At 61.7% G+C, this 22259-nt stretch carries 21 protein-coding genes and 1 pseudogene; 3 read left to right on the forward strand and 19 right to left on the reverse strand.

Going from position 1 to position 22259, the window contains the following annotated elements; genetic code table 11:
• Positions 1 to 1215, forward strand: a complete 1215-nt coding sequence (locus tag IIY41_RS07610) for a hypothetical protein (protein ID WP_155201373.1) — start codon at positions 1 to 3, stop codon at positions 1213 to 1215.
• 211 nt (positions 1216 to 1426) lie between these two features.
• Here IIY41_RS07610 and cysS read toward each other — a convergent pair whose 3' ends face one another.
• The 4 genes from cysS to murD all read right to left on the reverse strand — a co-directional run bounded on the left by cysS (position 1427) and on the right by murD (position 6342).
• Positions 1427 to 2824 carry a cysteine--tRNA ligase gene (gene cysS, locus IIY41_RS07615; protein WP_119980495.1) on the reverse strand — a complete coding sequence of 466 codons (1398 nt, stop codon included), beginning with the start codon at positions 2822 to 2824 and terminating at the stop codon, positions 1427 to 1429.
• Positions 2825 to 2854: 30 nt separating this feature from the next.
• Positions 2855 to 4120, reverse strand: a complete 1266-nt coding sequence (locus tag IIY41_RS07620; RefSeq protein WP_009324671.1) for a methionine gamma-lyase family protein — start codon at positions 4118 to 4120, stop codon at positions 2855 to 2857.
• 69 nt (positions 4121 to 4189) lie between these two features.
• Positions 4190 to 4951 (reverse strand): GNAT family N-acetyltransferase, encoded by a 762-nt coding sequence (locus IIY41_RS07625; protein WP_009324673.1) that lies wholly within the window; start codon positions 4949 to 4951, stop codon positions 4190 to 4192.
• A complete protein-coding gene (gene murD / locus IIY41_RS07630) occupies positions 4948 to 6342 on the reverse strand; it encodes a UDP-N-acetylmuramoyl-L-alanine--D-glutamate ligase (protein ID WP_058722860.1) in 1395 nt (464 codons plus the stop codon). Before murD ends, IIY41_RS07625 begins: the two co-directional genes overlap by 4 nt.
• A 269-nt stretch (positions 6343 to 6611) precedes the next feature.
• Between murD and IIY41_RS07635 the strand changes: the two genes are divergently transcribed.
• A complete protein-coding gene (locus tag IIY41_RS07635) occupies positions 6612 to 8702 on the forward strand; it encodes a glutamine synthetase III family protein (RefSeq protein WP_009324678.1) in 2091 nt (696 codons plus the stop codon).
• A gap of 204 nt (positions 8703 to 8906) precedes the next feature.
• Here the strand turns inward: IIY41_RS07635 and IIY41_RS14090 are convergent.
• From IIY41_RS14090 to IIY41_RS07710, 15 genes and pseudogenes are all read right to left on the reverse strand, one after another.
• Positions 8907 to 9014: pseudogene (locus IIY41_RS14090) on the reverse strand (GNAT family N-acetyltransferase); the annotation flags it as partial.
• Positions 9008 to 9214 carry a hypothetical protein gene (locus IIY41_RS07645; protein ID WP_058722861.1) on the reverse strand — a complete coding sequence of 69 codons (207 nt, stop codon included), beginning with the start codon at positions 9212 to 9214 and terminating at the stop codon, positions 9008 to 9010. The pseudogene IIY41_RS14090 and the gene IIY41_RS07645, both read right to left, overlap by 7 nt.
• An 82-nt stretch (positions 9215 to 9296) precedes the next feature.
• Entirely contained in the window at positions 9297 to 10340 is a 1044-nt protein-coding gene (locus IIY41_RS07650; protein WP_117460425.1) for a hypothetical protein, read from the reverse strand.
• A 158-nt stretch (positions 10341 to 10498) separates the two neighbouring features.
• Positions 10499 to 11290, reverse strand: coding sequence for a pyrroline-5-carboxylate reductase (gene proC, locus IIY41_RS07655; RefSeq protein WP_287400238.1), 792 nt, complete (start codon positions 11288 to 11290; stop codon positions 10499 to 10501).
• A 45-nt stretch (positions 11291 to 11335) separates the two neighbouring features.
• A complete protein-coding gene (locus IIY41_RS07660; RefSeq protein WP_287400240.1) occupies positions 11336 to 12613 on the reverse strand; it encodes a lipopolysaccharide biosynthesis protein in 1278 nt (425 codons plus the stop codon).
• A 153-nt stretch (positions 12614 to 12766) separates the two neighbouring features.
• A complete protein-coding gene (atpC, locus tag IIY41_RS07665) occupies positions 12767 to 13165 on the reverse strand; it encodes an ATP synthase F1 subunit epsilon (protein ID WP_009324690.1) in 399 nt (132 codons plus the stop codon).
• Positions 13166 to 13177: 12 nt separating this feature from the next.
• Positions 13178 to 14572, reverse strand: a complete 1395-nt coding sequence (atpD, locus tag IIY41_RS07670) for a F0F1 ATP synthase subunit beta (RefSeq protein ID WP_009324693.1) — start codon at positions 14570 to 14572, stop codon at positions 13178 to 13180.
• 339 nt (positions 14573 to 14911) lie between these two features.
• A complete protein-coding gene (gene atpG, locus IIY41_RS07675) occupies positions 14912 to 15763 on the reverse strand; it encodes an ATP synthase F1 subunit gamma (RefSeq protein WP_009324695.1) in 852 nt (283 codons plus the stop codon).
• Positions 15764 to 15790: 27 nt separating this feature from the next.
• Positions 15791 to 17311, reverse strand: a complete 1521-nt coding sequence (gene atpA / locus IIY41_RS07680) for a F0F1 ATP synthase subunit alpha (RefSeq protein WP_009324697.1) — start codon at positions 17309 to 17311, stop codon at positions 15791 to 15793.
• A gap of 37 nt (positions 17312 to 17348) precedes the next feature.
• A complete protein-coding gene (gene atpH / locus IIY41_RS07685) occupies positions 17349 to 17882 on the reverse strand; it encodes an ATP synthase F1 subunit delta (RefSeq protein WP_055081187.1) in 534 nt (177 codons plus the stop codon).
• Positions 17879 to 18385 (reverse strand): F0F1 ATP synthase subunit B, encoded by a 507-nt coding sequence (gene atpF / locus IIY41_RS07690; RefSeq protein ID WP_009324700.1) that lies wholly within the window; start codon positions 18383 to 18385, stop codon positions 17879 to 17881. Before atpF ends, atpH begins: the two co-directional genes overlap by 4 nt.
• Before the next feature lie 55 nt (positions 18386 to 18440).
• Positions 18441 to 18704 (reverse strand): ATP synthase F0 subunit C, encoded by a 264-nt coding sequence (gene atpE, locus IIY41_RS07695; protein WP_009324702.1) that lies wholly within the window; start codon positions 18702 to 18704, stop codon positions 18441 to 18443.
• Positions 18705 to 18797: 93 nt separating this feature from the next.
• Positions 18798 to 19547, reverse strand: coding sequence for a F0F1 ATP synthase subunit A (locus IIY41_RS07700; RefSeq protein ID WP_009324704.1), 750 nt, complete (start codon positions 19545 to 19547; stop codon positions 18798 to 18800).
• Positions 19544 to 19963: an ATP synthase subunit I gene (locus IIY41_RS07705; RefSeq protein WP_287400246.1), complete on the reverse strand. Its 420-nt coding sequence runs from the start codon at positions 19961 to 19963 to the stop codon at positions 19544 to 19546. The genes IIY41_RS07700 and IIY41_RS07705 overlap by 4 nt, the downstream gene beginning before the upstream one ends.
• A gap of 72 nt (positions 19964 to 20035) precedes the next feature.
• Complete coding sequence (locus tag IIY41_RS07710) at positions 20036 to 20269, reverse strand: AtpZ/AtpI family protein (protein WP_009324708.1); 234 nt, start codon at positions 20267 to 20269, stop codon at positions 20036 to 20038.
• Between the two features lie 481 nt (positions 20270 to 20750).
• Between IIY41_RS07710 and IIY41_RS07715 the strand changes: the two genes are divergently transcribed.
• Positions 20751 to 22232: a DUF1846 domain-containing protein gene (locus IIY41_RS07715; RefSeq protein WP_287400247.1), complete on the forward strand. Its 1482-nt coding sequence runs from the start codon at positions 20751 to 20753 to the stop codon at positions 22230 to 22232.
• Positions 22233 to 22259 lie beyond the last annotated feature (27 nt).

The raw sequence follows: 22259 nt of genomic DNA on the forward strand, positions 1-22259 counted from the left end.
ATGAAAAAACGATTGCGCTTTTTGGGCAGCCGTTTGCTTTCCGCGCTGCGCCTGGCGTTGGGGGCACTGCTGTTTACACCTGTGTTTGCGTTGCTGGTCGCAGTCAATTACGGCGTGGATTGTCAGGGCTACTTCTTGGGCGATACCTATCTTCGGGAGATCGCCACGATGCTGTTTGAAGGAAAAAACGTTGTCGGGTTCAACCAGCTCAATGGACGTGAGCTCGAAGTGCTTGAAGTCATTGTCGCCAACATGAACGAAGAGACCACCCCTGAGACCATCGCCCTCGGTTCCAGCCGCATTTTGCAGTTGACGCGTGAAATGGTCGGCACCAGCTTTTACAACAGCGGTACCTCCGGCGGGGATTTCAACGATGTGCTGAGCGTATTTTCTTTGTATGACAAGGCGGGCAAGCTGCCGAAAAACGTCATCATCGGGCTGGACCCGTGGCTGTTCAATACAGATGTGGACGCCAACGGCTCCAACGATCCATCGCTGTATGCTGAATTTTTGACGGAAAAGCTGGGCGTTCCCACAGAGTATGAAAAAAAGGACCTTTCCAAGACATGGAAAAATCTGTTTGATCTGACCTATTTTCAGGGCAACATCGAGTATATGCTGAAGGGCTCCAACAAGAGCGGCGCTGCCCAGACCGTGGACGACAGCGCCCTGTATCAGCAGGATACCGAGGTAAAATGTTCCGACGGCAGTCTGGTGTACGACCGGGAATTCCGCGGCTGGAAACAGGACGCCGTGGACCATGCCGCGCTGGAGGTCGCCAACAACGGCATGTTCCGTCTGGATTATTACACAGAACCGGACGCTCAGCGGCTGGCCATCTTTGAAAAATGGCTCCAGTATATGCAGGAGAAGGGCATCAACGTCATCATCCTCCTCTCGCCCTACCACCCCATTATCTACGACCGCGCCCTATCGGACACCGAGCGTTACGGCGGCCTGTTCGGCACCGAGAAAGCCGCGCGCGCGCTTGGAAAAAAATACAATATCCCCGTGTACGGCAGCTATAATCCTTATGCCATTCCCGCCACATCAGCCGATTTTTACGACGGCCTGCACCCTCACGGCGACTGCCTGGCCCGCTTCTTTCCCGGCATTCCCCAGGCTCTGACCGACCGTGACGCGGGCGTGGATGTAGGCCTGGACTACACTGCCGCCGCCCCGGATGCAGACGACGAAGCCGCAGACGCGGCATAAAAAACAGCAGCGCAGCTGCTGTTTTTACGCGCACCCGGGCACTTTGTGCCCGGGTGCTTGAGATTTTAATGCCGTGGGCCGGGCACGACCCACGGACATCCGGATACGTTTTTATTGCGGAGCAATAAAAAATCCGACACAAACGCCCCGGCGCCGCGGTTTATAGCGGCGCCGGGGCGTTTGATATGTCATGTGTTTTGGATAGAGCGGCTTATTTTGCGCGGCTCACTTTCGGGCCTTTGGGAGTATCCTCCACCACATAGCCCTTCTCCGTCAGCTCCGCGCGGATGGCGTCGGCGCGGGCCCAGTCCTTTGCCTTTTTTGCGGCCGCGCGCTCGTCCACAAGCGCCAGGATATCCGCAGGGATCTCGTCCTTCTTGCGGTTATATAGGATGCCCAGCACGCCCGTCAGCGCGTCAAAAGCATCCGCCGCGGTCTCCAGCGCGGCTCTGCTGCTCTGCGGCGCAAGCGTGTTGATCTCACGCACAAAGTCAAACAGCGCGGCCAGCGCATCGGGCGTGTTCAGGTCGTCGTCCATGGCGGCACAGAATTTTCCACGGGCAGCCGCGGCCTTTTCCACCAGCGTCTCATCGTCGCCGTGAGCATTTTCAATGGCAAAGTCCAGGTTGTTCCGGCAGGTGTACAGGCGCTCCAGGCTGGCCTTGCATGCGCCGATCAGCTCGGCGGTGTAGTTCAGCGGGCCGCGGTACTGCCCTGTCAGCAGAAAGTAACGGATGGGCTCGTAGCCGTATACCTCGCTCAGCTCGCGCACGGTAAAGAAATTGTTGGCGCTTTTGCTCATCTTATGGTTGTCGATGTTCAAAAAACCGTTGTGCATCCAGTACCGCGCAAAGGTGCAGCCGTTGGCACATTCGCTCTGGGCGATCTCGTTTTCGTGGTGAGGGAAGATCAGATCCTCGCCGCCTGCGTGGATATCGATGGTCTTGCCCAGATGCCTGCGCGCCATGGCGCTGCACTCAATGTGCCAGCCCGGACGTCCCTTGCCGTAGGGGCTGTCCCAGTACGGTTCGCCAGGCTTCGCGGCCTTCCACACGGCAAAATCCGCGGGGTCCTCTTTCAAATCGCCGTCCATCTGGCTGCGAAGCGCGCGGTTGCCGCTTTCAAGGTCCTCCAGCACCAGATGGGAAAGCTTGCCGTATTCCTTGAATTTCTTAGCGCGGAAATACACGTCGCCGTTTTTGGCCACATAGCCGTAGCCTTTTTCAATGATGTCCGCCACGATGGACAATATCTCGTCGATGTGCTCCGTGGCGCGGGGGCGCACCGTGGGCGGCAGTGCGTTCAGACCGTCGCAATCCTTTAAAAACTCCGCCTCATAACGGCCCGCGTACTCCTGCATGGAAACGCCCGCCTCATTGGCCTTGGCGATGATCTTATCGTCGATGTCCGTAATGTTGGAAACAAACAGCACCCTGTTTCCCTGATACTCCAGATAGCGGCGCAGCGTATCGAACACCACCACCGGGCGCGCATTGCCGATATGCACATAGTTGTACACCGTGGGGCCGCATACATAAATGCGGTATTCCCCCGGCACCAGCGGCGTGAGCTCTTCCTTTTTACGCGTCATCGTGTTGAATATTTTCATTTTATGTTCCTCCTCCGTTCGGGGTGGGTTTCATTCAGAGCGCCGCAGACGCAGCATGCGGTCCGCGCCCAGCAGCACGCCCGCGCGGGCGGCGGCAAAATTCAGGCCGCCCTGCATATACACGGTATACGGCGCGCGCAGCGGGCCGTCGGCGGAAAGCTCGATGCTGCTGCCCATGGTAAATGCGCCCGCCGCCATGATGACGGGATCCTCGTAACCGGGCATGTCCCCCGGTTCGGGCGCTGCAAAGCTGTCCACAGGGCTGCCCGCCTGCACGCCGCCGCACAGCGCCACCATACCCTCCGGGCTGCCCGTCTCCACACTGGTGATAATGTCGTTCCGCTGCGCGCCGTAAGCCGGGGTGGCCGCATAACCAAGAAGCTCGAACAGACAGGCTGCATACACGCTGGTTTTCAGCGCCTCGCACACCACGCCGGGCGCATAGTACAGACCCAGATACATGCCGCGCAGCATGTCCAGCGTGCAGCCGATCTCCCCGCCCACGCCGGGTGCGGAAAGGCGGTGGGCGCAAAGCTCCACCAGATCGGCCCGGCCCGCGATGTAGCCGCCCGTGGGCGCGATGCCGCCGCCCGGATTTTTGATGAGGCTTCCCGCCATCAGGTCCGCCCCGCGCTGGGTGGGCTCCTGTTTTTGAGTGAACTCTCCGTAGCAGTTGTCCACCATGACGATGATATCCGGCTGCACCGCCTTGGCTGCGCGGCTGACGGCTTCGATCTGCTCCAGCGAAAGCGCGGGCCGCGCGGCGTAACCGCGGCTGCGCTGAATGTAACACATCTTTGCCCCGCGGCACTTCCGGGCAATGCCTGCAAGGTCCGGCGTGCCGTCCGCCAGCAGATCCACCTCATCGTACTGCACGCCGAATTCCATCAGATTTCCGTAATGGGTGCCGTCGATACCGATCACGCCGGCCAGCGTGTCGTAGGGACGGCCCGTGACGGCGACCATGCGGTCTCCCGGGCGCAGCACACCGAACAGCGCCACACTGAGCGTATGCGTTCCGGACATAAAGTTGTGGCGGAACAGCGCCGCCTCACTGCCCGTCAGCACAGCGAACACTTCCTCCAGCTTTCCGCGCCCCGCGTCGTCCATGCCGTAGCCTGTGGTACCCACAAGATGGCTGCCGCCCACGCGGCAGTCCGTGAAAGCCTTCAGCATTTTCAGCTGGTTGTATTCCTTGATTTCCTCCAGCCGGGCAAACTGCTCCCGGCACAGCGCCAGCGCCCTTTCGTCTGCGTCCAGCAGCGGGCGCGACAGATCATAAAACTGCTCGATCATTCCCTGTCCTCTTTCATCGTAGTGTCGGCGGCACGCCGCCCTGTTTTTCCTCCCGGCTGCGCAAGCCCTTTATTTTTCCTCCGGCAGCCCGTCCAGCGCATAGCGCTGCACGGTATCCTCCGCCGCAAAGCCAAGACGGTGGTAAAAATTCAGCCGTTCTTTTTTGCAGGAGAGTGCCACACGCCGCCCCCGGGCTGCCAGATCCGCTGCAAGCAGGCCCGTCAGCCAGCCGCCGATGCCCTGCCCGCGCAGCGCTTCCAAGGTTTCAACGGCGGCCAGATATGCGGTATCCGGCGAAAGGGCGTAAGCGCCCGCCGTAGAAACGAGCGCGCCCTCCCGCCGCACGGCCCACACCTCGGCCGCGCCCCGGGCCAGCTTTGTGCAGAGCTCGGAATAAAAATTGTCCCACGCGCCGGGGTCGTCCTCGCCGCGCATCATAAAATCCGTCACCTCGGCGGGCGCGGGCGCGCGGTCCAGCGTCAGGCGGACAGCGTCCGGGCACGGCGGAGCGGCGGCTTTCGCCAGCACCAGATTGTGCAGCGCGTACAGAGGACTGTACCCCGCCGGGGCCGCGCCGCCGGCATTCACATACCGTACGCCCTGCATACGCAGGAACGCGCCCGTCTCCTCCGCGTCGTATGTACCGCACAGCACGGCGCTGCGGCCCTTGAGCTGTACGGCGGCGGAACCATCCGCCACATAAAAGCGCATCAGCGCGCCGCTGCGGCCGAATACGGCCAGATGCACGGGCAGGATATCCCCGAAATAGGGCCTGCCCCGCACCGCGGCAAGAAACTGCGGACGATTGCTCTCATTCAGTTCCGCGATCACAGCGCGTTCACCAGCTCTTTGTAATGGCGCCCTCGCGCCTCAAAATTGGGATAGCTGTCAAAGCTGGCACAGGCGGGCGAAAGAGACACGATATCGCCCGGCTGCGCCGCCGCTCTGGCCATCTCTACGGCCTGAGGCATGTCCGCCGCCCGCAAAATCACAAGCCCGCTTTCGGCAAAGCCGGGGTCCGCCTTCACCGCATCTTCGATTTTCTGCGCGGTGGCTCCCGTAAGGATGAGTGTTTTCACATGAGCGATCAGCTCCGGCGCCAGCGGCGCAAAGCTGATGCCTTTGTCCGAGCCGCCTGCAATAATGATGAGCTTCTGGTCAAACGCCCGCAGCCCTGCGATGACGCGCGTGGGGCTGGTGGCGATGGAATCGTTGAACCACTGCACGCCGTTCAGCGTGCGCACCGGCTCGATGCGGTGCTCCACGCCTGCAAAGCTTTTGGCGACGGCGGCCATGGTGGAGACCTCCGCCATACCCCACACGGCTGTAAACGCCGCCAGCAGGTTTTCCAGGTTATGCTCGCCCCGCAGGGCCACGTCCTCGCGGCGCACGATGGGCGTTACGCGTCCGTTTTCCGCCATGCACAGCATGCCGTCCGCCCGCAGGAAACCACCGTTTTCCACCACGCTCTTACGCGTGAACCAGCGGCAGCTCCCCTTTACATCCGCGGCCATGGCGCGGGTGACCTCGTTTTCATAGCCCAGCACGGCTTTTCCGCCCGGCTTCTGGTACAGGAGGATATTGCGCTTGGCGTCGATGTATTCCTGCATATCCTTGTGATGGTCCAGATGGTTGGGCGTGACGTTCGTCACCACCGCCACCTCCGGGGACTGGCGCATGCTGATAAGCTGGAAGCTGGAAAGCTCCACCACGGCTACATCCGTGGCCGCGATGGCGTCCACCACAGGCAGCAGCGCGCGGCCCAGGTTGCCGCCCAGATGCACGGTGTACCCCGCCGCCTCCAATATTTTTGCAATGAGCGTCGTGGTGGTAGTCTTGCCGTCGGAGCCCGTCACGGCCACGATCTTGCAGGGACAAAGCCGGAAGAACAGCTCCATCTCGCTGGTCACCTCGGCGCCCGCCTCCCGGGCGGCCACCAGCTCCGGCGTATAGTATTCAAAGCCCGGCGTGCGCATGATCATCTCCTGTCCCGCCAGCCCGTCGAGGTAATGTTCTCCCAGCGAAAACCGGATGTCCAGCTTGCGCAGCGCCTGGGCATACGGGCCAAAGGCGTCGATGTCCGGCTTTTTGTCGCACAGCGTGATCTGCGCGCCGCACCGTGCGAACAGCTCAATGCACTGCTGGTTCGTGACGCCCGTGCCGATGAACGCAACGCGCCTGCCGCGCAGCGAACGGTAAAAATCCTCGATTTGTTTCTCCATTGTCCCACCTCATTCGCATAAGTATAGATAGTATAGCATATTTATGGTAAGTTTAAAAGGTTCGCGGGGATTTTGGAGGATTTTCCGCCGTGTTTCCGCAGGCTCTGCGCACACGCTGCTTTTTCCGCTCTTTTTCACACCGCCGGGCAACATTTTGTCTTGTGCGTCCCCCGCCCCGCATGGTAAAATATAGGGCGTACAGAAAAAACAGGACACGCCCGCGCCGGGAATCGTTTTCCCTGCCGGGCCTCATAGGGGAGGAACCGTTTTTGGCCAATGAATTGTTCGGGCTGTTCGGCAGCCATCTGTTCGACGACCGCGTGATGCGTGAGCGCCTGCCGCTGAGCGTATATGAATCGCTGCGTGAGATTCGCGACGAGGGCAAGCCCTGGAACCCGGAGGTTGCGGATATTGTGGCAGACGCCATGCAGGCCTGGGCCATGGAGCAGGGTGCGACGCATTACATCCACTGGTTCAGCCCCATGACGGGCACGGGCAGCGGCAAGCACGACAGCTTTATCGATGGTGTAAAGCAGGGCGAGCCTATCTTGAATTTTTCCGGCAAAATGCTTGCCAAAGGCGAGAGCGACGCTTCCAGTTTTCCTTCCGGCGGGCTGCGCGCCACATTCGAGGCGCGCGGATACACCGCGTGGGACCCCACCTCCCCCGCTTTTGTGCTGGGCACCACGCTGTACATTCCCACGGCGTTCTGCGCCTATACCGGCGAAGCGCTGGACCAGAAAACCCCCGTGCTGCGCAGCATGCAGGCGCTCAACAAACAGGCTCTGCGTGTGCTGCGCGCGCTTGGCGATACCGAAACGGTGTCTGTACAGCCCACTGTGGGCGCGGAGCAGGAATATTTCCTTGTGGACAAGGACCTGTTCGACCGCCGGCTTGACCTGAAGGTCTGCGGCCACACGCTTCTGGGCGCGAAGCCGCCCAAGGGACAGGAGCTTGAGGACCACTACTACGGCAGCATCAATGAACGCGTGCGCGAATTCATGCGCGAACTGGACGAAGAGCTGTGGCGCCTTGGCGTACCCGCTAAGACCGAGCACAACGAGGTCGCTCCCGGCCAGTACGAGCTGGCCAGCGTATTCGCCACAGCCAATATCGCCTGCGACCACAACCAGATCATGATGGAGCTGATGCGCAAGGTAGCTTTGCGCCACAATTTTGCATGCCTGCTGCACGAAAAGCCTTTTGCGGGCGTAAACGGCAGCGGCAAGCACAACAATTGGAGCATCGTCACCAATACGGGCAAAAATCTTCTGAATCCCACCGACAAACCCGAGGAAAACCCTGTTTTTCTTGTAACGCTGTGCGCGGTGCTGACGGCTGTCGACAAATATGCGGACCTGCTGCGCCTTTCGGCCAGCTGCCCGGGCAACGAGGAACGCCTTGGCGGCAACGAAGCGCCGCCTGCTGTGGTGAGTATCTTCCTGGGCAACGCACTGACGCATATGCTGCAGGAGCTTGCCGAGGGCCACGCACTGCAAAAGGAAGAGCGCGGCGCGCTTCTGACGGGCGTAAAAAGCCTGCCGCTTTTAAAGCTGGATGATTCCGACCGCAACCGCACCTCGCCTTTCGCTTTCACTGGCAATAAATTTGAATTCCGCATGGTGGGTGCGAGCCAAAGCATCGGCCTTGCCAATGCGGTGACAAACGCTATTGTGGCCGACGTGCTGCACGATTTTGCCGACAAATTGGAAGGTGCGGACGATGTTTCCGCCGTGGTGCGGGAAATCGTGGCTGAGACCTGGCACGCCCACGGCCGCATCATTTTCAACGGCAACAATTACAGCGCCGAATGGGCCGCCGAGGCCGCACGCCGCGGCCTTCCCAATATTCAAAGCATGGTGGACGCAGCCGACGGCTTCATCGCGGAGAAGAATGTAGCCATGTTCGAGCGCACCAAGGTGTTCACCGCTGCGGAGTGCCGCTCCCGATATGAGATCACGCTGGAAACGTACGCCAAGCATATCCACATCGACGCCTCCACGATGCTGGAGATGGCAGGCCGCAGCCTTCTTCCCGCCAGCTATGAATATCTGTCCCGCGTGAGCCGCGCGGAATATTACGCGGAGCGGAACGGCTGCGCCTGTGCCAGCGCCAAGGCGCAGGTGGAAAAACTGTGCGTCACCATCGACAAGACCGCGGGCGCTATGGAGGCGCTGCGCCGCGCTCTGCATGCGCTGGACACTGCACATTTGGGTGAAAAGGCCCGGGCGGACGCCTGCCGCGCGCTGCGCGAGCACGAGATGGCCGCCCTGCGCGAGGCCGCCGACGAGCTGGAGGAGCTTGTGCCCCAGACGTACTGGCCCATGCCGGATTACTGCGAGCTGCTGTTCGACCTGTAAGGCCCGCTGCTCACGGCTTCTGTGTGCAAAAATCATACTGCAAACGCAAAACGGCCCCGTTCCGGGCGGCTGCAAGCCGCGGGACAGGGCCGTTTCCTTATTCCGCCGGGTGTCCGTGCAGCACACGCTGCAGCGCCCGCCCGGCATTTTCCGAAATCCCATCTTTTCGTAAAAGCCCTTCTTGCCTTCGGCCGCAATAAGCTGTACGCTCATGCGTCCGCCCGGAGGCAGCCGGCTTTGGGCATAGGCCAGAAGCTTTTCTGCCACAGCCTTTCCAATGCCGCGCCCCTGGTATTCCGGCGCGATCACCACGTCCGCAATAACGTCGTACAGCCCGTCCCCACCAAACGCCCCATGGCAACGGCGCGGCCATCCTCCACGGCGGTCACGTCATACAGGGCGGCGGCAAGCGCGCGCCTCGTCTGTTCTTCGGAATGATTTTCCCACCCCGCAAGCGTGCGCAAGGCACGGTAATCCTCGTAGCACAATTCGTTTTCCCGGTATTCCGGCATCAATTTTCTCCCTTTCGTTCTCCCGCGTCCCGCCCGTGCGCACGGAGTGGGACGCAGCATATCCTTGCCGTTTCCGCAGGTGCTATCCCACCGGGACAAAGGGCGGCGGCTCCTCTCTCGGGCCGTTCACAGCGTATACGGCCCGCAGGATCTCATCCCGGCGCACCGCGGCCTCCTGCTCCGGCAGCTCCAGCCAAACGGCGTGCAGGTCGTATGGCCCGTAACGGAAATGTCCCATCACCGCGCCCCGTATCACGCCGTCCACCAAAAGATACTGCGTTACCTCGCTGCCCTTTTCCGGGCTTTTGTAGCGCTCCTTTCGTGCGCTTTCCCCACAGCGGACCAGCGGGTCGTTCCGGTGCAGCGCCAGCACGCCGCGCAGCGGCTCAAAGGCCTGCGCCTGCAGAAGCGGCACATCCTGCGCGGGCAGATAGCCCTCCCGCCAGCGAACCAGGATGCCCTGCCGCGCCAGCTCTTCCATCGCCGCGGCAACGTCCCTTGCGGGAAGGCCGTAAAAATCCTTTGCATCTGCCGCCGTCAGGTACACCTGCCGGTGCGCAAGCCGCGGCAGCACCCGCAGCAGGGCTTCGGCGCGGGAGATGCGCGCCGGGTCCACATCCGGGAACATCTCGTCAAACAGGTACCAGCCCCGGTCCCATTCGCCGTCGAACTGGTCCTCAAACACAAGAAAGGCTTCCTGCAGCCGGTGCAGCGCGGGCGTGATCTGCTTCACCAGCAGGCCCGTCATCCGTTTCATCGCTTCGATGTTCAGCGGGCCTTCCCGCCCGATCAGCTCCCGCAGCAGCTCCGAATGCTCCGTGGGCTTATAGGGCCTGCGGTACAGGCCGGCAAACAGCTCCATCTGTGCCGCCTCCACAAACCCGATGTTCCCGTTCTGGAACCGCCCTTTCACCAGAATGCGCTGCCGCTGGCGCCGGCCGTTGTATTCCACGTCGTCAAAATCCGCGCGCTCCACCAGGCACGGCGGCTGCCCGAACCCGTGCCAGTGTACGTTCAGCCCCGGCGAAAGGTCCCGGTACAGCGCATCGTACTCTGCCGCGCCCGCGTGCCGCGTCAGGCAATGGCGCCGCATGCGCAGCGCCGTAACGTTTTCCATTGTCAGCATCCTGCCGCCTCCCCTGTTCCGCCGCCCGTGCGGCGCTTCTGTTCCATGCTATCACAGGGAACCCGACAGCTGTATGTCATGTCGGTCCCACAGCACGCCGCACATGCAAAGCGCCCCGCGCAGAGCCGCAGCGCCTCCGCGCGGGGCTCCGCCCGCTTTTACTTATTCTGGATGGCGTCCACCGCGTTGATGACAGCCGCGCGCATACCGCCGCGCTCCAGCTCCGCCACGCCCACAATGGTCGTGCCGCCGGGCGAGCACACCGCGTCCTTCATCGCGCCCGGGTGGGCGCCCGTTTCCACCTGCATGCGGCCCGTGCCCGCCACCATCTGGCCGGCAAGGCGGTAGGCCATGGTCCGCGGCAGGCCGTGCTTTACGCCCGCGTCGCCCAGCGCCTCGATGAACATGCTCACAAACGCCGGGCCGCAGCCGCTCAGTGTGCCTGCAATGCCCAGCAGGCGGCTCTCCACGGGCTGCACCAGCCCCAAATGGCCGAACAGCTCCTGCACCAGCACGTATTCCTCTGGCGTAAGGGAATGCTTTTCCTCCAGCAGGAACACGCCCGCGCACACGCGCACCGGCGTGTTTGGCATGGTGCTCAAATGGCGCGTTCCGGGCAGCAGCGCCTCGTACCGCTCGAAGGGCCAGCCCGCCGCCACGGAAACGACTGCCTTATCCGCAAGCTGCCCGCGCACGGGCGAAAGCACCTCCTCGATCAGGTGCGGCTTTACGGCCACGATGACCACATCTGCGGCCTCCGCCACCTCCCGGGCGTCCCGGCAGGGACGCATGCCCCGGGGCTGCGTTGCGGCGCACAGCTTGTCCCAATCCTTCGCACAGGCGCAGATCTGCTCCGGCTCCAGTGCCTTTGAACGCAGCAGCCCCTCGGCAATGGCCTGCGCCATATTGCCGAACCCGATAAATCCCAGCTTCATATCCTTTCTTTCCATCCTTGGTCTTCCCCACTTTCCAATTTTTTCTGAACAGCCCGGCCCTCAGCTGGGCAGGCCGTCGAACGGGTCCTCCGGCTTAGGCAGCGGCCCGCTGCTCGCAAAGTGGCGGCGCGTCATCCGCAGCGCGACGCCGCCCAGCATCACCAGCTGCACCAGCTGGGCCAGAACGGCTGCATAGGTAGTGCCTTGCAGCTCCCACCGGGCGATGCACGGCCCGCTGGCCAGCGCGGAGACGGCAATGGCGCACACGTTTGCCACAATCAGCCCCTTCATACAGCGCATCACCGTCAGCACCATGCTGTAAAAAAGCACCAGCGCCGTCAAAATGGCGGACACGACCATAGGCCCCAGCAGGTACTGGTAATCGGCCAGGCCGGGCGAGACGAACGTCGCCAGCCCCCAGCGTCCCAGAAAATGCGCCACAGCCAGGCCCAGGGGCAGCAGTGCCAGCACAATGCCCTGCACGGCGAACACCGCCTTGAAAAAGCCCTTTTTGTCCCGCCTGGCATAGCTGTCCGCAAATACGGTGATGAACGGATTGAACAGGTAAGTCGCCCCCACCTGCAGCAGCACGACGGGCTGCGTGACGGGGCCGTAAATGCCCAGCGCCGTCTCCCCCATCCGGCTGCTGAGCGCCAATTTGGGGATGGAGGCCGTGGTGGTGTTCAAAAAGCTGTACACCGCCAGCGGCAGGCACTCCCACAGCAGCGAGGCCACGCGGGCGTTCTGCGGCTGCTCCGGCGCATAAAAAGCCCGCGCCTGCGGCAGAGAATAAACGAAAAACACCACGAGGCTCGCGCCCAGCATCAACGCAAGGGTCAAAACGATATCCTGGGTGAGCCACAGCGTCAGCGTAAAGGATGCCAGCGTCACCGCGCCGCGCACCGCATAGGTCTTGCCCACGATGTCCAGCCGCCCGCTGCGCTGGTCGATGGCGTTGTAGATATCGGTAAGGGATTCCACCATGCGGTAGCCCAGGAACAGCAATACGCAGACGCTCTGCTGGGCGCTGTATGGGTTTTCGCCCGTCAGGGCGCTCACCGCTACGAAGCCGATGCACAGCGCCACAGCCAGCGCACAGGTCCATACACGGCTGCGGATGTAGGTGCTTGCGCCGTACTTACCCCGGATGTCCGACACCTGAAAGCTGTACATGCCGTAGGATGCGATGGACAGAAAAATGCCCGTGGCCGTAAGCGCCGTATTGTACACGCCGGAAACCTGCTCCCCGGCCAGGCGCACCACCAGGATACCGCACAGGAACTGGCACAGCATATAGGTGAGCTGTCCGAATGTATTCCACAAAAAATTCCGTTTCAAGGTCTGGGCGTCCTGCAAAGCGCGGCGCCTCCTTTTCACTTATTTTCCCGCACCTTTCCGCGCGGCGGCGGGCGGCAGCCGGGCTAACAAAAATAGTATACCACCCGAACGGCAAAAAAGAAAGACGGGCCAAAGCCCGCCTCTCCTGCACAGCTATTTCGCCGTGACCTGCAGACGTGTCAGCGCGCGCTTCAGGCGCGCCTGTGCCAATTCCAGCTCGCGCTGGTCCTTGGCCTTTTCAATCAGCTGCTCCGCGCGCTCCTTCGCTCGCTGGGCGCGGTCCGCGTCGATATCCTCTGCCCACTCAAAGGTGGTGGCCACAAGGCGCACATTGTCTTTCGTCACTGCCAGCATCCCCCCCGCGCAGGCCGCGCGGCGGCGCTTGCCGTCAATGGTCACCCGTGCCTCACCCGTGCCCAGCGCCGTTACATAGGGCGAATGCCGGGCCAGGATGCACACGTCGCCGTCAATGGCCCGCACGATGAGCTTTTCCGCCTCGCCGTCGAAGAAACCGCCGTCCGGCGTCACGATCTGAAGATGAAAGGTTGACATGGCGTCTCCCCCTTACAGCGTTTTTGCCTTCTCCAGCACGTCGTCGATCGTGCCGGCGAAGAGGAACGCGGATTCCGGCAGATCGTCGTGCTTGCCCTCGATGATCTCCTTAAAGCCGCGGATGGTCTCCTTGAGCGGCACATATTTGCCCTGCATGCCCGTGAATTGCTCGGCCACGCTGAACGGCTGGGACAAAAAGCGCTGTATTTTGCGCGCGCGGGAGACTGTGAGCTTATCCTCCTCGGACAACTCATCCATACCCATGATGGCGATGATGTCCTGCAATTCCTTATACCGCTGCAGGATGCGCTGCACGTCGCGCGCCACCTCGTAGTGTTCGCGGCCCACCACGTCCGGCGTCAGGATGCGGGAGTTGGACTCCAGCGGGTCCACAGCCGGATAAATGCCCAGGCTGGAAATGCTGCGCGACAGCACTGTCGTCGCGTCCAGATGGGCGAAGGTGGTGGCCGGCGCGGGGTCCGTCAGGTCATCGGCCGGCACATACACGGCCTGTACGGAAGTAATGGAGCCCTTTTTCGTGGAGGTGATGCGTTCCTGCAGGGCGCCCATTTCCGTGGCCAGCGTGGGCTGGTAACCCACGGCGCTGGGCATACGGCCCAGCAGGGCGGAAACCTCGGAACCCGCCTGGGTAAAGCGGAAAATATTGTCGATGAACAGCAGCACGTCCTGGTTTTCCCGGTCACGGAAATATTCGGCCATCGTCAGGCCCGAAAGGCCCACGCGCATACGCGCTCCCGGCGGCTCGTTCATCTGGCCGTACACCAGCGCCGTTTTGGAAAGCACGCCGCTCTCCTTCATCTCGTTGTACAGGTCGTTGCCCTCGCGGGTGCGCTCGCCCACGCCTGTGAATACCGAAAGGCCGCCGTGCTCCTTGGCAACGTTGTTGATCAGTTCCATGATCAGCACGGTCTTTCCCACGCCCGCGCCGCCGAACAGGCCGATCTTGCCGCCCTTGGCGTAGGGGGCGATGAGGTCCACGACCTTGATGCCTGTTTCCAAAATCTCGGTGGTGGATTCCTGCTCGTCATAAGCGGGCGGCTGGCGGTGGATGGGCCAGCGCTCCTGAGCCTCCGGCGCGGGAAGATTGTCCACAGGGTCTCCCAGCAGATTGAAGATGCGGCCCAGGCATTGATCGCCCACGGGCACCGTGATGGGGCTGCCCGTATCCACGGCTTTCGCGCCGCGCACAAGGCCGTCGGTGCTGGACATGGCGATGCAGCGCACAACGTCGTCGCCGATGTGCTGCGCCACCTCCAGCGTGATGGTGTCGGCCCCGTTCTCCACCGTGATGGCATTCAGCAGGCCCGGCAGATGCCCGTCGGGGAATTTGATGTCCAGCACAGGCCCGATGATCTGGGTGACTGTGCCGATGTTCTGATTGCTCATTGGCTTGTCTCCTTTGAATAGGATGAAAACAGCTTTCGGCTGTGTGCGCCTGCGCTTCGCGCGGCCCCCTGCGAGGGCAGGCTTGAAATACCTGCAGGGCGTTTCCGGATGTGCGGAGCATACGCCGAAAAACGGGAAGCACCCGTTTTTCAGGCGTGGGACGCGGGGCGTCCATTGAGGACTGTTCTTGTCGCTTCGCTCCTCGAACGGCTAAGGCACCCGCTTGGCGCTCCGGCGCATCCGGCGCGCTACCCGCGCGCCTCTGTGCGCCTGCGCTTCGCGCGGCCCCCTGCGGGGGGTAGGCTTGAATTGCCCTGCTGGCGTTTCAAGCCAAGTGTTTTATGCCTCCGCGCCGGCCACGATCTCCGTGATCTCCTGCGTGATGGCGCCTTGCCGCGCACGGTTGTATTTCAGTGAAAGGTCCTCGATCATGTCACCCGCGTTTTTGCTGGCCGCATCCATCGCAGTACGCCGTGCCCCCTGTTCGCTGGCCACGCTCTCCGCCATAGCCCCCCACAAAAGGCCGCCCACATATTCCGGAACAATCGCGTCGTATACCGCCTCGCTGGACGGCTCGTAGATCGTCAGGCTCTCCGCCGTGTTCTTTGCTTCCCTGCGCTCGTAGCGGATGGGCAGCATTTTCAGCACCGCCGGCTGCTGGCTGAGCATGGACACAAAATTGGTGTATCCCACATACAGCGCGTCAAACGCGCCCTTGCGGAACTGCCCGCAGAGCATCCGTGCGATGGAAAAGCAATCGCCCAGCGAGACGTCCTCGGCCGTGGCATAGGCGTCCGTCACGGTCTCCAGCCCGCGGTGCGCACAATATTCCACAGCCTTTTTGCCGATGGGCAGCACGCACACCGCCTTGCCGTCCATATGCTCGGCCACCGTTTTAAACAGGTTGGTATTGTAGCCGCCTGCCAGCCCGCGGTCGCCCGCGATCATGATATAGCAGGTCTTTTTCACTTCGCGCTGCTGCACGAACGGAGAGGAAAAATCCGTGTTGCCGTACGCGATGTCTGTAAGGCATTCATGCAGCGTGGTGAAATAGGGCCGCGTCTCCTCGGCGCGTTCCTTCGCGCGCCGCAGCTTCGAGGACGCCACCAGCTCCATGGCCTTGGTGATCTGCATGGTGCTTTCCACGCTTTTGATGCGCAGCTTGATATCCTTCATGGACGATGCCGCCATGACGCCGTGCCTCCTTCTTCCTTCTTTTTATGCGTGGGATTTGAGGAACGCCGCCGTGAACTCCGCCAGCGCCTTGTCCAGCGCGGCCTTCGTCCCTTCGGAAAGCGCGCCGCTCTCCCGGATGGGCGCCAGCACGTCCGCGTCATGCAGGCTGCTTAGATCCTCGTACAGCTCCTGCTCGTACACAGCGATCTGCTCCACAGGCACGTCCACCAGGTAATCGTTGGTAACAGCATACAGGATGCACACCTGCTGCTCCACAGGCACCGGAGAATTGCGGTCCTGCTTGAGCACCTCCACAATGCGCTCGCCCTGCGCCAGACGGCGCTTGGTATCCGCATCCAGGTCCGACCCGAACTGGGCGAAAGACTGCAGCTCACGGTACTGGGAATACGCCAGCTTCAGCGTGCCCGCCACCTTTTTCATTGCCTTGATCTGCGCGTTGCCGCCCACGCGGGACACCGAAATGCCCGGGTTGACGGCAGGCATCACGCCCGCGTGGAACAGCTCTGTTTCCAAAAAGATCTGGCCGTCCGTAATGGAGATGACGTTCGTGGGGATGTAGGCCGAAACGTCGCCGGCCTGCGTCTCGATGATGGGCAGCGCCGTCAAACTGCCGCCGCCGTATTCGGGGGCCAGGCGCGCCGCACGCTCCAGCAGACGGCTGTGCAGGTAAAACACGTCGCCTGGATACGCCTCGCGGCCGGGCGGACGCCGTATGAGCAGAGAAAGCGCGCGGTAGGCCACCGCATGCTTGGAAAGGTCGTCGTAGATGATCAGGACGTCCCTGCCCTTGTCCATAAAATATTCGCCCATAGCGCAGCCCGCGTAGGGCGCGATATACTGCACCGGGGCCAGCTCGCTGGCTGAGGCCGAGACCACGATGGTGTAGTCCATTGCGCCGGCCACAGTGAGCGTTTCCACCAGCTGAGCCACCGTCGAGCGCTTCTGGCCGATGGCAACGTAGATACACACCACGTCCTTGCCCTTCTGGTTGATGATCGTGTCCGTGGCGATGACGGTCTTGCCCGTCTGGCGGTCGCCGATGATCAGCTCACGCTGGCCGCGGCCGATGGGGATCATGCTGTCGATGGCCTTGATGCCCGTCTGCAGCGGCACGCTGACGCTTTTGCGCTCAATGATGCCGGGTGCCTTGCGCTCGATAGGCCGCGTTTCGGCTGCGTCAACAGGCCCCTTGCCGTCAATGGGCTGGCCCAGCGCGTTCACCACGCGGCCGATGAGCGCTTCGCCCACCGGCACGCTGACGACGCGGCCCGTGCGCCGGACCGTATCGCCTTCCCTGATGCCCTCGTCGGAGCCCAGCAGCACGATGGCTACACTGTTCTCCTCCAGGTTCAAGGCCATGCCGTATTCGCCGTTCTCAAACTCCACCAGCTCGTTCGCCATGCACTTTTCCAGCCCGTAGGCGCGGGCGATGCCGTCGCCCACAAGAATGACGGTGCCCGTTTCGGCGCATTCGATCCTGCTGTCGTAATTTTTGATCTGGCTTTTAATGATCTTGCTGATATCCTCAGGTTTTAACTGCATAGTCTCACCAACTTTCCAACGTACAGATGTGCAGGCGTCACGCCTGCGTCAGCGCGCGCCGCAGCGCGGCCAGCCGCCCGGCGGCCGTGCCGTCCAGCTCCAGCCCCTCGTACCGCAGCTTTACGCCGCCCAGCACGGACGGGTCCACAGCGGTCTCCAGCAGGATGGTCCTGCCTGTCTTTTGAGCCAGACTGTCGCACAAGGCACGACGCTGCGCCACATCCAGAGGCACGGCGCTCACGGCCTGCACGGGCAGAATGCCGCGCGCCTCATACAGCAGCGCCTTATACTCCTGCAGGCAGCCCGCAGCCATGCCGAGTGCGGATTTCCCGCACAGTATCTTCAAAAAATTCAGCACATAAACGTGCACGCCCGCGCCGAACGCCTCGTCCAGCATGGCCAGGCGTTCTTCCCGCGGCACCGCGGGGTTCTGCACCAGCTTCAGGTAGCCGGGCGTCTCGCGGAAAGCGTCCGCCGCAAGGGTAAGGCCCTCCAGCACCGCGTCCTCGCAGTGCTCCTCGGCGGCAAGTGCGTACAGCGCGCCGCCGTATTCCTTTTCGGCTGCCGTCATGACGCGTCACCCACACGGCTGATGAAGTCGTCGATCAGTTCCTTGTGCGTTTCGGGATCGATCTCCTTCTCCACAACGCGGCCCGCAATGTCCAGGGCAAGCTCGGAAATATCGTTTTTCAACTCTCCGGCAGCCTTGCGGCGTTCGCTCTCGATCTCGGCGTCCGCCTTGCTCTTGAGCGCGGCCGCCTCGGCGCGCGCCGCGCTCACAAGCTCCTCGCCGCGCGCATTGGCACGTGCCGTGGCGCTTTTCACGATCTCCGCCGCCTCTTCCTTTGCGCTGGCAAGGCGTGTCTCGTATTCCTCTTTCATTGCCTGTGCGTCGCCCTCGGCCTTTTCAGCCTCGGTGTAGGACGCTTCGATCTCCTCTTTACGCTTGGCAAGGATCTGCTGCACGGGCTTGAACAGAAAATGCTTCACGCCCGCCGTCAGGATAAGCAGGTTGCAGATCTGGAAAATGAACGTCCACGGGGCGAGGGTGACGAGGTCCTGAAATTGTTTCATTCTGTCTCCTCCTTTTGGCGGCGCGGCCTGAACGCCCGCCGCCGGTGCCCGCGGCTTACAGCAGGCCCATGAAGATGCCGGGAGCCACGAAGATGAGCAGCAGGCCCGTTACGAAGCCATAAATACCGGTCGTCTCCGCAATGGCGCAGCCAAGCAGCATGGTGGATGTCACGTCGCCCTTGCACTCGGGCTGGCGGCCGATGGCCTCGCAGGCCTTGCCGACGGCGTAGCCTTCGCCGATGCCGGGGCCGATGCCCGCGATGAGGGCGAGGCCGGCGCCCACAGCGCAGCCTGCCAGGATGATTGCTTTTTCCAACATAGAGGTTTCCTCCTACATAAAAATAGTTTGGGTTATTTTCAGCGCCCTTGCACGCAGCGGGCGGCGGAAAAACAAACGGGAGCTTCGCGTCCGTCAGGAATCGTCGGCCGCGTTGGCGATATACAGCGTTGTCAGCATGCAGAAAATGAACGCCTGCATAAAGCTGGAGAACAAATCGAAATACACGCTGAGCACCGCCGGCACGCCCACCTGCAGGATGGGGATCGAGCCCAGCAGCTCGCCTGCCGCACCCGGCAGCCACGCAAACAGTGCGTGGGATGCCGTTGCCAGCGCCGCATACACCAGCGCCGTGATGACGCTGCCGGACACGATGTTGCCGAAATGACGGAACGCCATGGAAATGGGCGTCGCCAGCTCGGACAAAATGTTGAACGGCGTAAGCACGAAGATGGGCTGCGTGAAGCCTTTGAGGTAGCCGCCGACGCCGCCCGTGCGGATCTTGGTGTAGGTGATGAGCACGAACACCATCACCGCCCACGCCAGCGTGGTGGAAAGGTCGCTCGTGGGGGGGAACATCCCCACCAGGCTCAGCAGGCTGGAAAACAGCGACGATGCGAAAAGCGCCGCCACGAACGGGCCGTAATATGCGAATTTTTCACCCATATTGCCGTTCACGAAATTCTGCGCGGTCTCCACCAGGAATTCAGCCACCACCTGCCGCCTGCTCACCGCCCGCACCTTCAGGTTCCGGGTGAGGAATATGCTCAGCCCTATGATGATGAGCGTGACCAGCAGGCTGTTGACAATGGTGGCGGTGATGGGGATTCCGCCGAAGATCGGGATGGTAAAATAGATGCGCGCGCCGGTGATATCCACATTCATACCGGCTCATCGCCTCCTTCCTTATTTTTGGGCGGTTTGTACATGCTCAGGATCTGCATTGCAAGAATGGTAAGCCGCGGGAACAGCAGCGGGATCACCGTAGCCACCCACGAAAAGCACGCCAGCTTTACGCCCAGCACCACCACGGCCAGCGTGGCCAGCATGCGCAGGCTGTACGAGAGCTGCAGCACGAGCTTGCCTTTTTTTTCGTTCGGGTCCCCGGCCATTTTCTGCACCGTGAGGCCCAGCAGAAAAAAGTTCAGCACCGCAAAGCCGCCGCCCAGCAGCGTGCCCCACAGCACCGTCAGGTCCCATCTTCCCAGAAGTGCGAACACGCCGTTCATCACCGCCGAAAAGGCCAGCGTGCCCGCGGCGATGTGCAGCGTCTCGCGCTTTGTCGCTTCCTGTATCTTCATAAAAAGTCGATCACATCCAGCTCCGGCCTCCGGGCGCCGCCCGGAACGCCTTGTTTTACGGCCGTACAGCCGCTACTTTTTTCCGTTTTTGCGGCGGAACATTTTCACAAATTCCGCAAAGGTACACGCCGCGGCGCCCAAGCCCAGCACTATGGCCGCGAAATATACCCACGGCCCCAGCGAAAAGCGCCTCGCAAGCCAGCCCGCGCCCAGCAGGCACAGCACCGGCGGCGCCGCCAGCGAAAGGCCCAACTGCGTCAGCCAGGACAGGTTCTGCAAAACGGAAAACCAGCCTTTTTTCTTCACGCGGCACGCCCCCTCTGCGGCGGGCCTGCGCCGCGCTCCAGCCTTTTGTCAAGCTTTTTGCAAATATCCTTTATGCAAACAGCACCGATATTTATTATATCTGAACACCCACGCAAATACAATCCGTAATCCCGGTGTTCCCCGGCAGGCCCCGTATAAATTTTCGCGAAAACTTTGTTTGATTTGTTCAGAAACGCGCGTAAAAATCCATACTGCGGAATGCATGACAAAAAATTGTCGATAAGGCGCCCTCCGAACTCTTTTTTTCTGTTTTTTTCGCGTCGCACGCCTTGCCTTGCACATGGGTTAATGGTATCCTATATAGGATATTGGGATTTCCCGGAACAGGGACAGTATACCATCGGGGACGCGGGGCGGGCAATAGACAAACCCATTTGTTTGTGTATAAAAGCAGACAATTCCGCCCGAATGTATAAACGCATGCTCCGGGAAAGAATACGCAGGAAGAGGGAGCATAACAGTGGAAGCAGGATTTGACAACAGCCTTTATATCCACAAGCAGACGGAGCATATCCGCCAGCGCATTGCGCAGTGGGGCGGCAAGCTGTACCTGGAGTTCGGCGGCAAGCTTTTTGACGATTACCACGCGGCCCGGGTGCTGCCGGGGTTCGACCCCAACGGCAAGATCCGCCTGCTGTACGAGATGCGCGAACAGGCCGAGATCATCTTCACCGTCTCGGCGGGAGACATTGAAAAGACAAAAATGCGCGCGGACCTCGGCATCAGCTATGATATGGAGGTGCTGCGTCTCATCGACGACATCACGCACATGGGCATCCGCGTGAACAGCGTGGTCATCACGCAGTACACCGGCCAGGCGGCAGCCGACGGCTTCGCCAAAAAGCTGACGATGCGCGGCGTGAAAAACTACATCCACCGCCCCATCAAGGGCTATCCCACGGACATCGCCTATATCTGCAGCGACGAAGGCTACGGCGCGAACCCCTACATCGAAACCTCCAGGCCTCTCGTGGTGGTGACGGCCCCCGGCCCCGGCTCCGGCAAGCTGGCCACCTGCCTCTCGCAGGTGTATCACGAAATCCGCCAGGGCCGCGTGGCGGGCTATGCCAAGTTTGAGACGTTCCCCATCTGGAACCTGCCGCTGAAGCATCCGGTGAACCTGGCCTACGAGGCGGCCACTGCCGACCTCGCGGACGTGAACATGATCGACCCGTTCCATCTGGAGGCCTACGGCGTCACCACCGTCAACTACAACCGGGACGTGGAGGCCTTCCCCATCGTGCGCAACATCCTCTCGCGTATCACAGGGGACGAAAGCGTATACAAATCTCCCACGGATATGGGCGTGAACATGGCGGGCTACGCCATCGTGGACGACGAAGCCGTCCGCGCCGCCGCCAGCCAGGAGATCATCCGCCGTTACTACAAGGCCCTTTGCGACCACAAGCAGGGTAAGGGCTCGCAGGACGCGGTGGACAAAATCAAGCGCATCATGCAGGAGCTTTCCCTCACCACGGCGAACCGTGCGGTGGTTGCGCCCGCTCTTGCCAAAAGCGAAAGCTCCGGCGTGGCCGCCGCGGCCATCCAGCTGCCGGACGGACCGATCGTAACGGGCAAGGCCAGCAACCTGATGAGCGCCTGCTCCTCCTGCGTGCTCAACGCCATCAAGGCCATTGCCGGCATCGACGATTCTCTCACGCTCATCAGCCCCATCATACTGGAGCCGATCCTCAAGCTGAAGATTGACATCCTCGGCAGCCGTTCCAGCGTTTTGAAGGTGGACGACGTGCTCGCGGCGCTCTCCATCACAGCCGCCACCAACACGCTGACGGCCCGCGCCATGGCCGCGCTGCCGAAGCTGCGGGACTGCGAGATGCACAGCACCTGCATGCTGCATTCCGGTGACGAAGGCACACTGCGCAAAATGGGCCTGCGCCTTACCTCCGAGCCGGAATACCCCAGCAAGGACCTGTTTTTCTGAGCAGGCAGACTTTTCAGGAGCGGCAAA

Source organism: Ruthenibacterium sp. (assembly GCF_017421385.1).
GTDB lineage: Bacteria > Bacillota > Clostridia > Oscillospirales > Ruminococcaceae > Ruthenibacterium > Ruthenibacterium lactatiformans.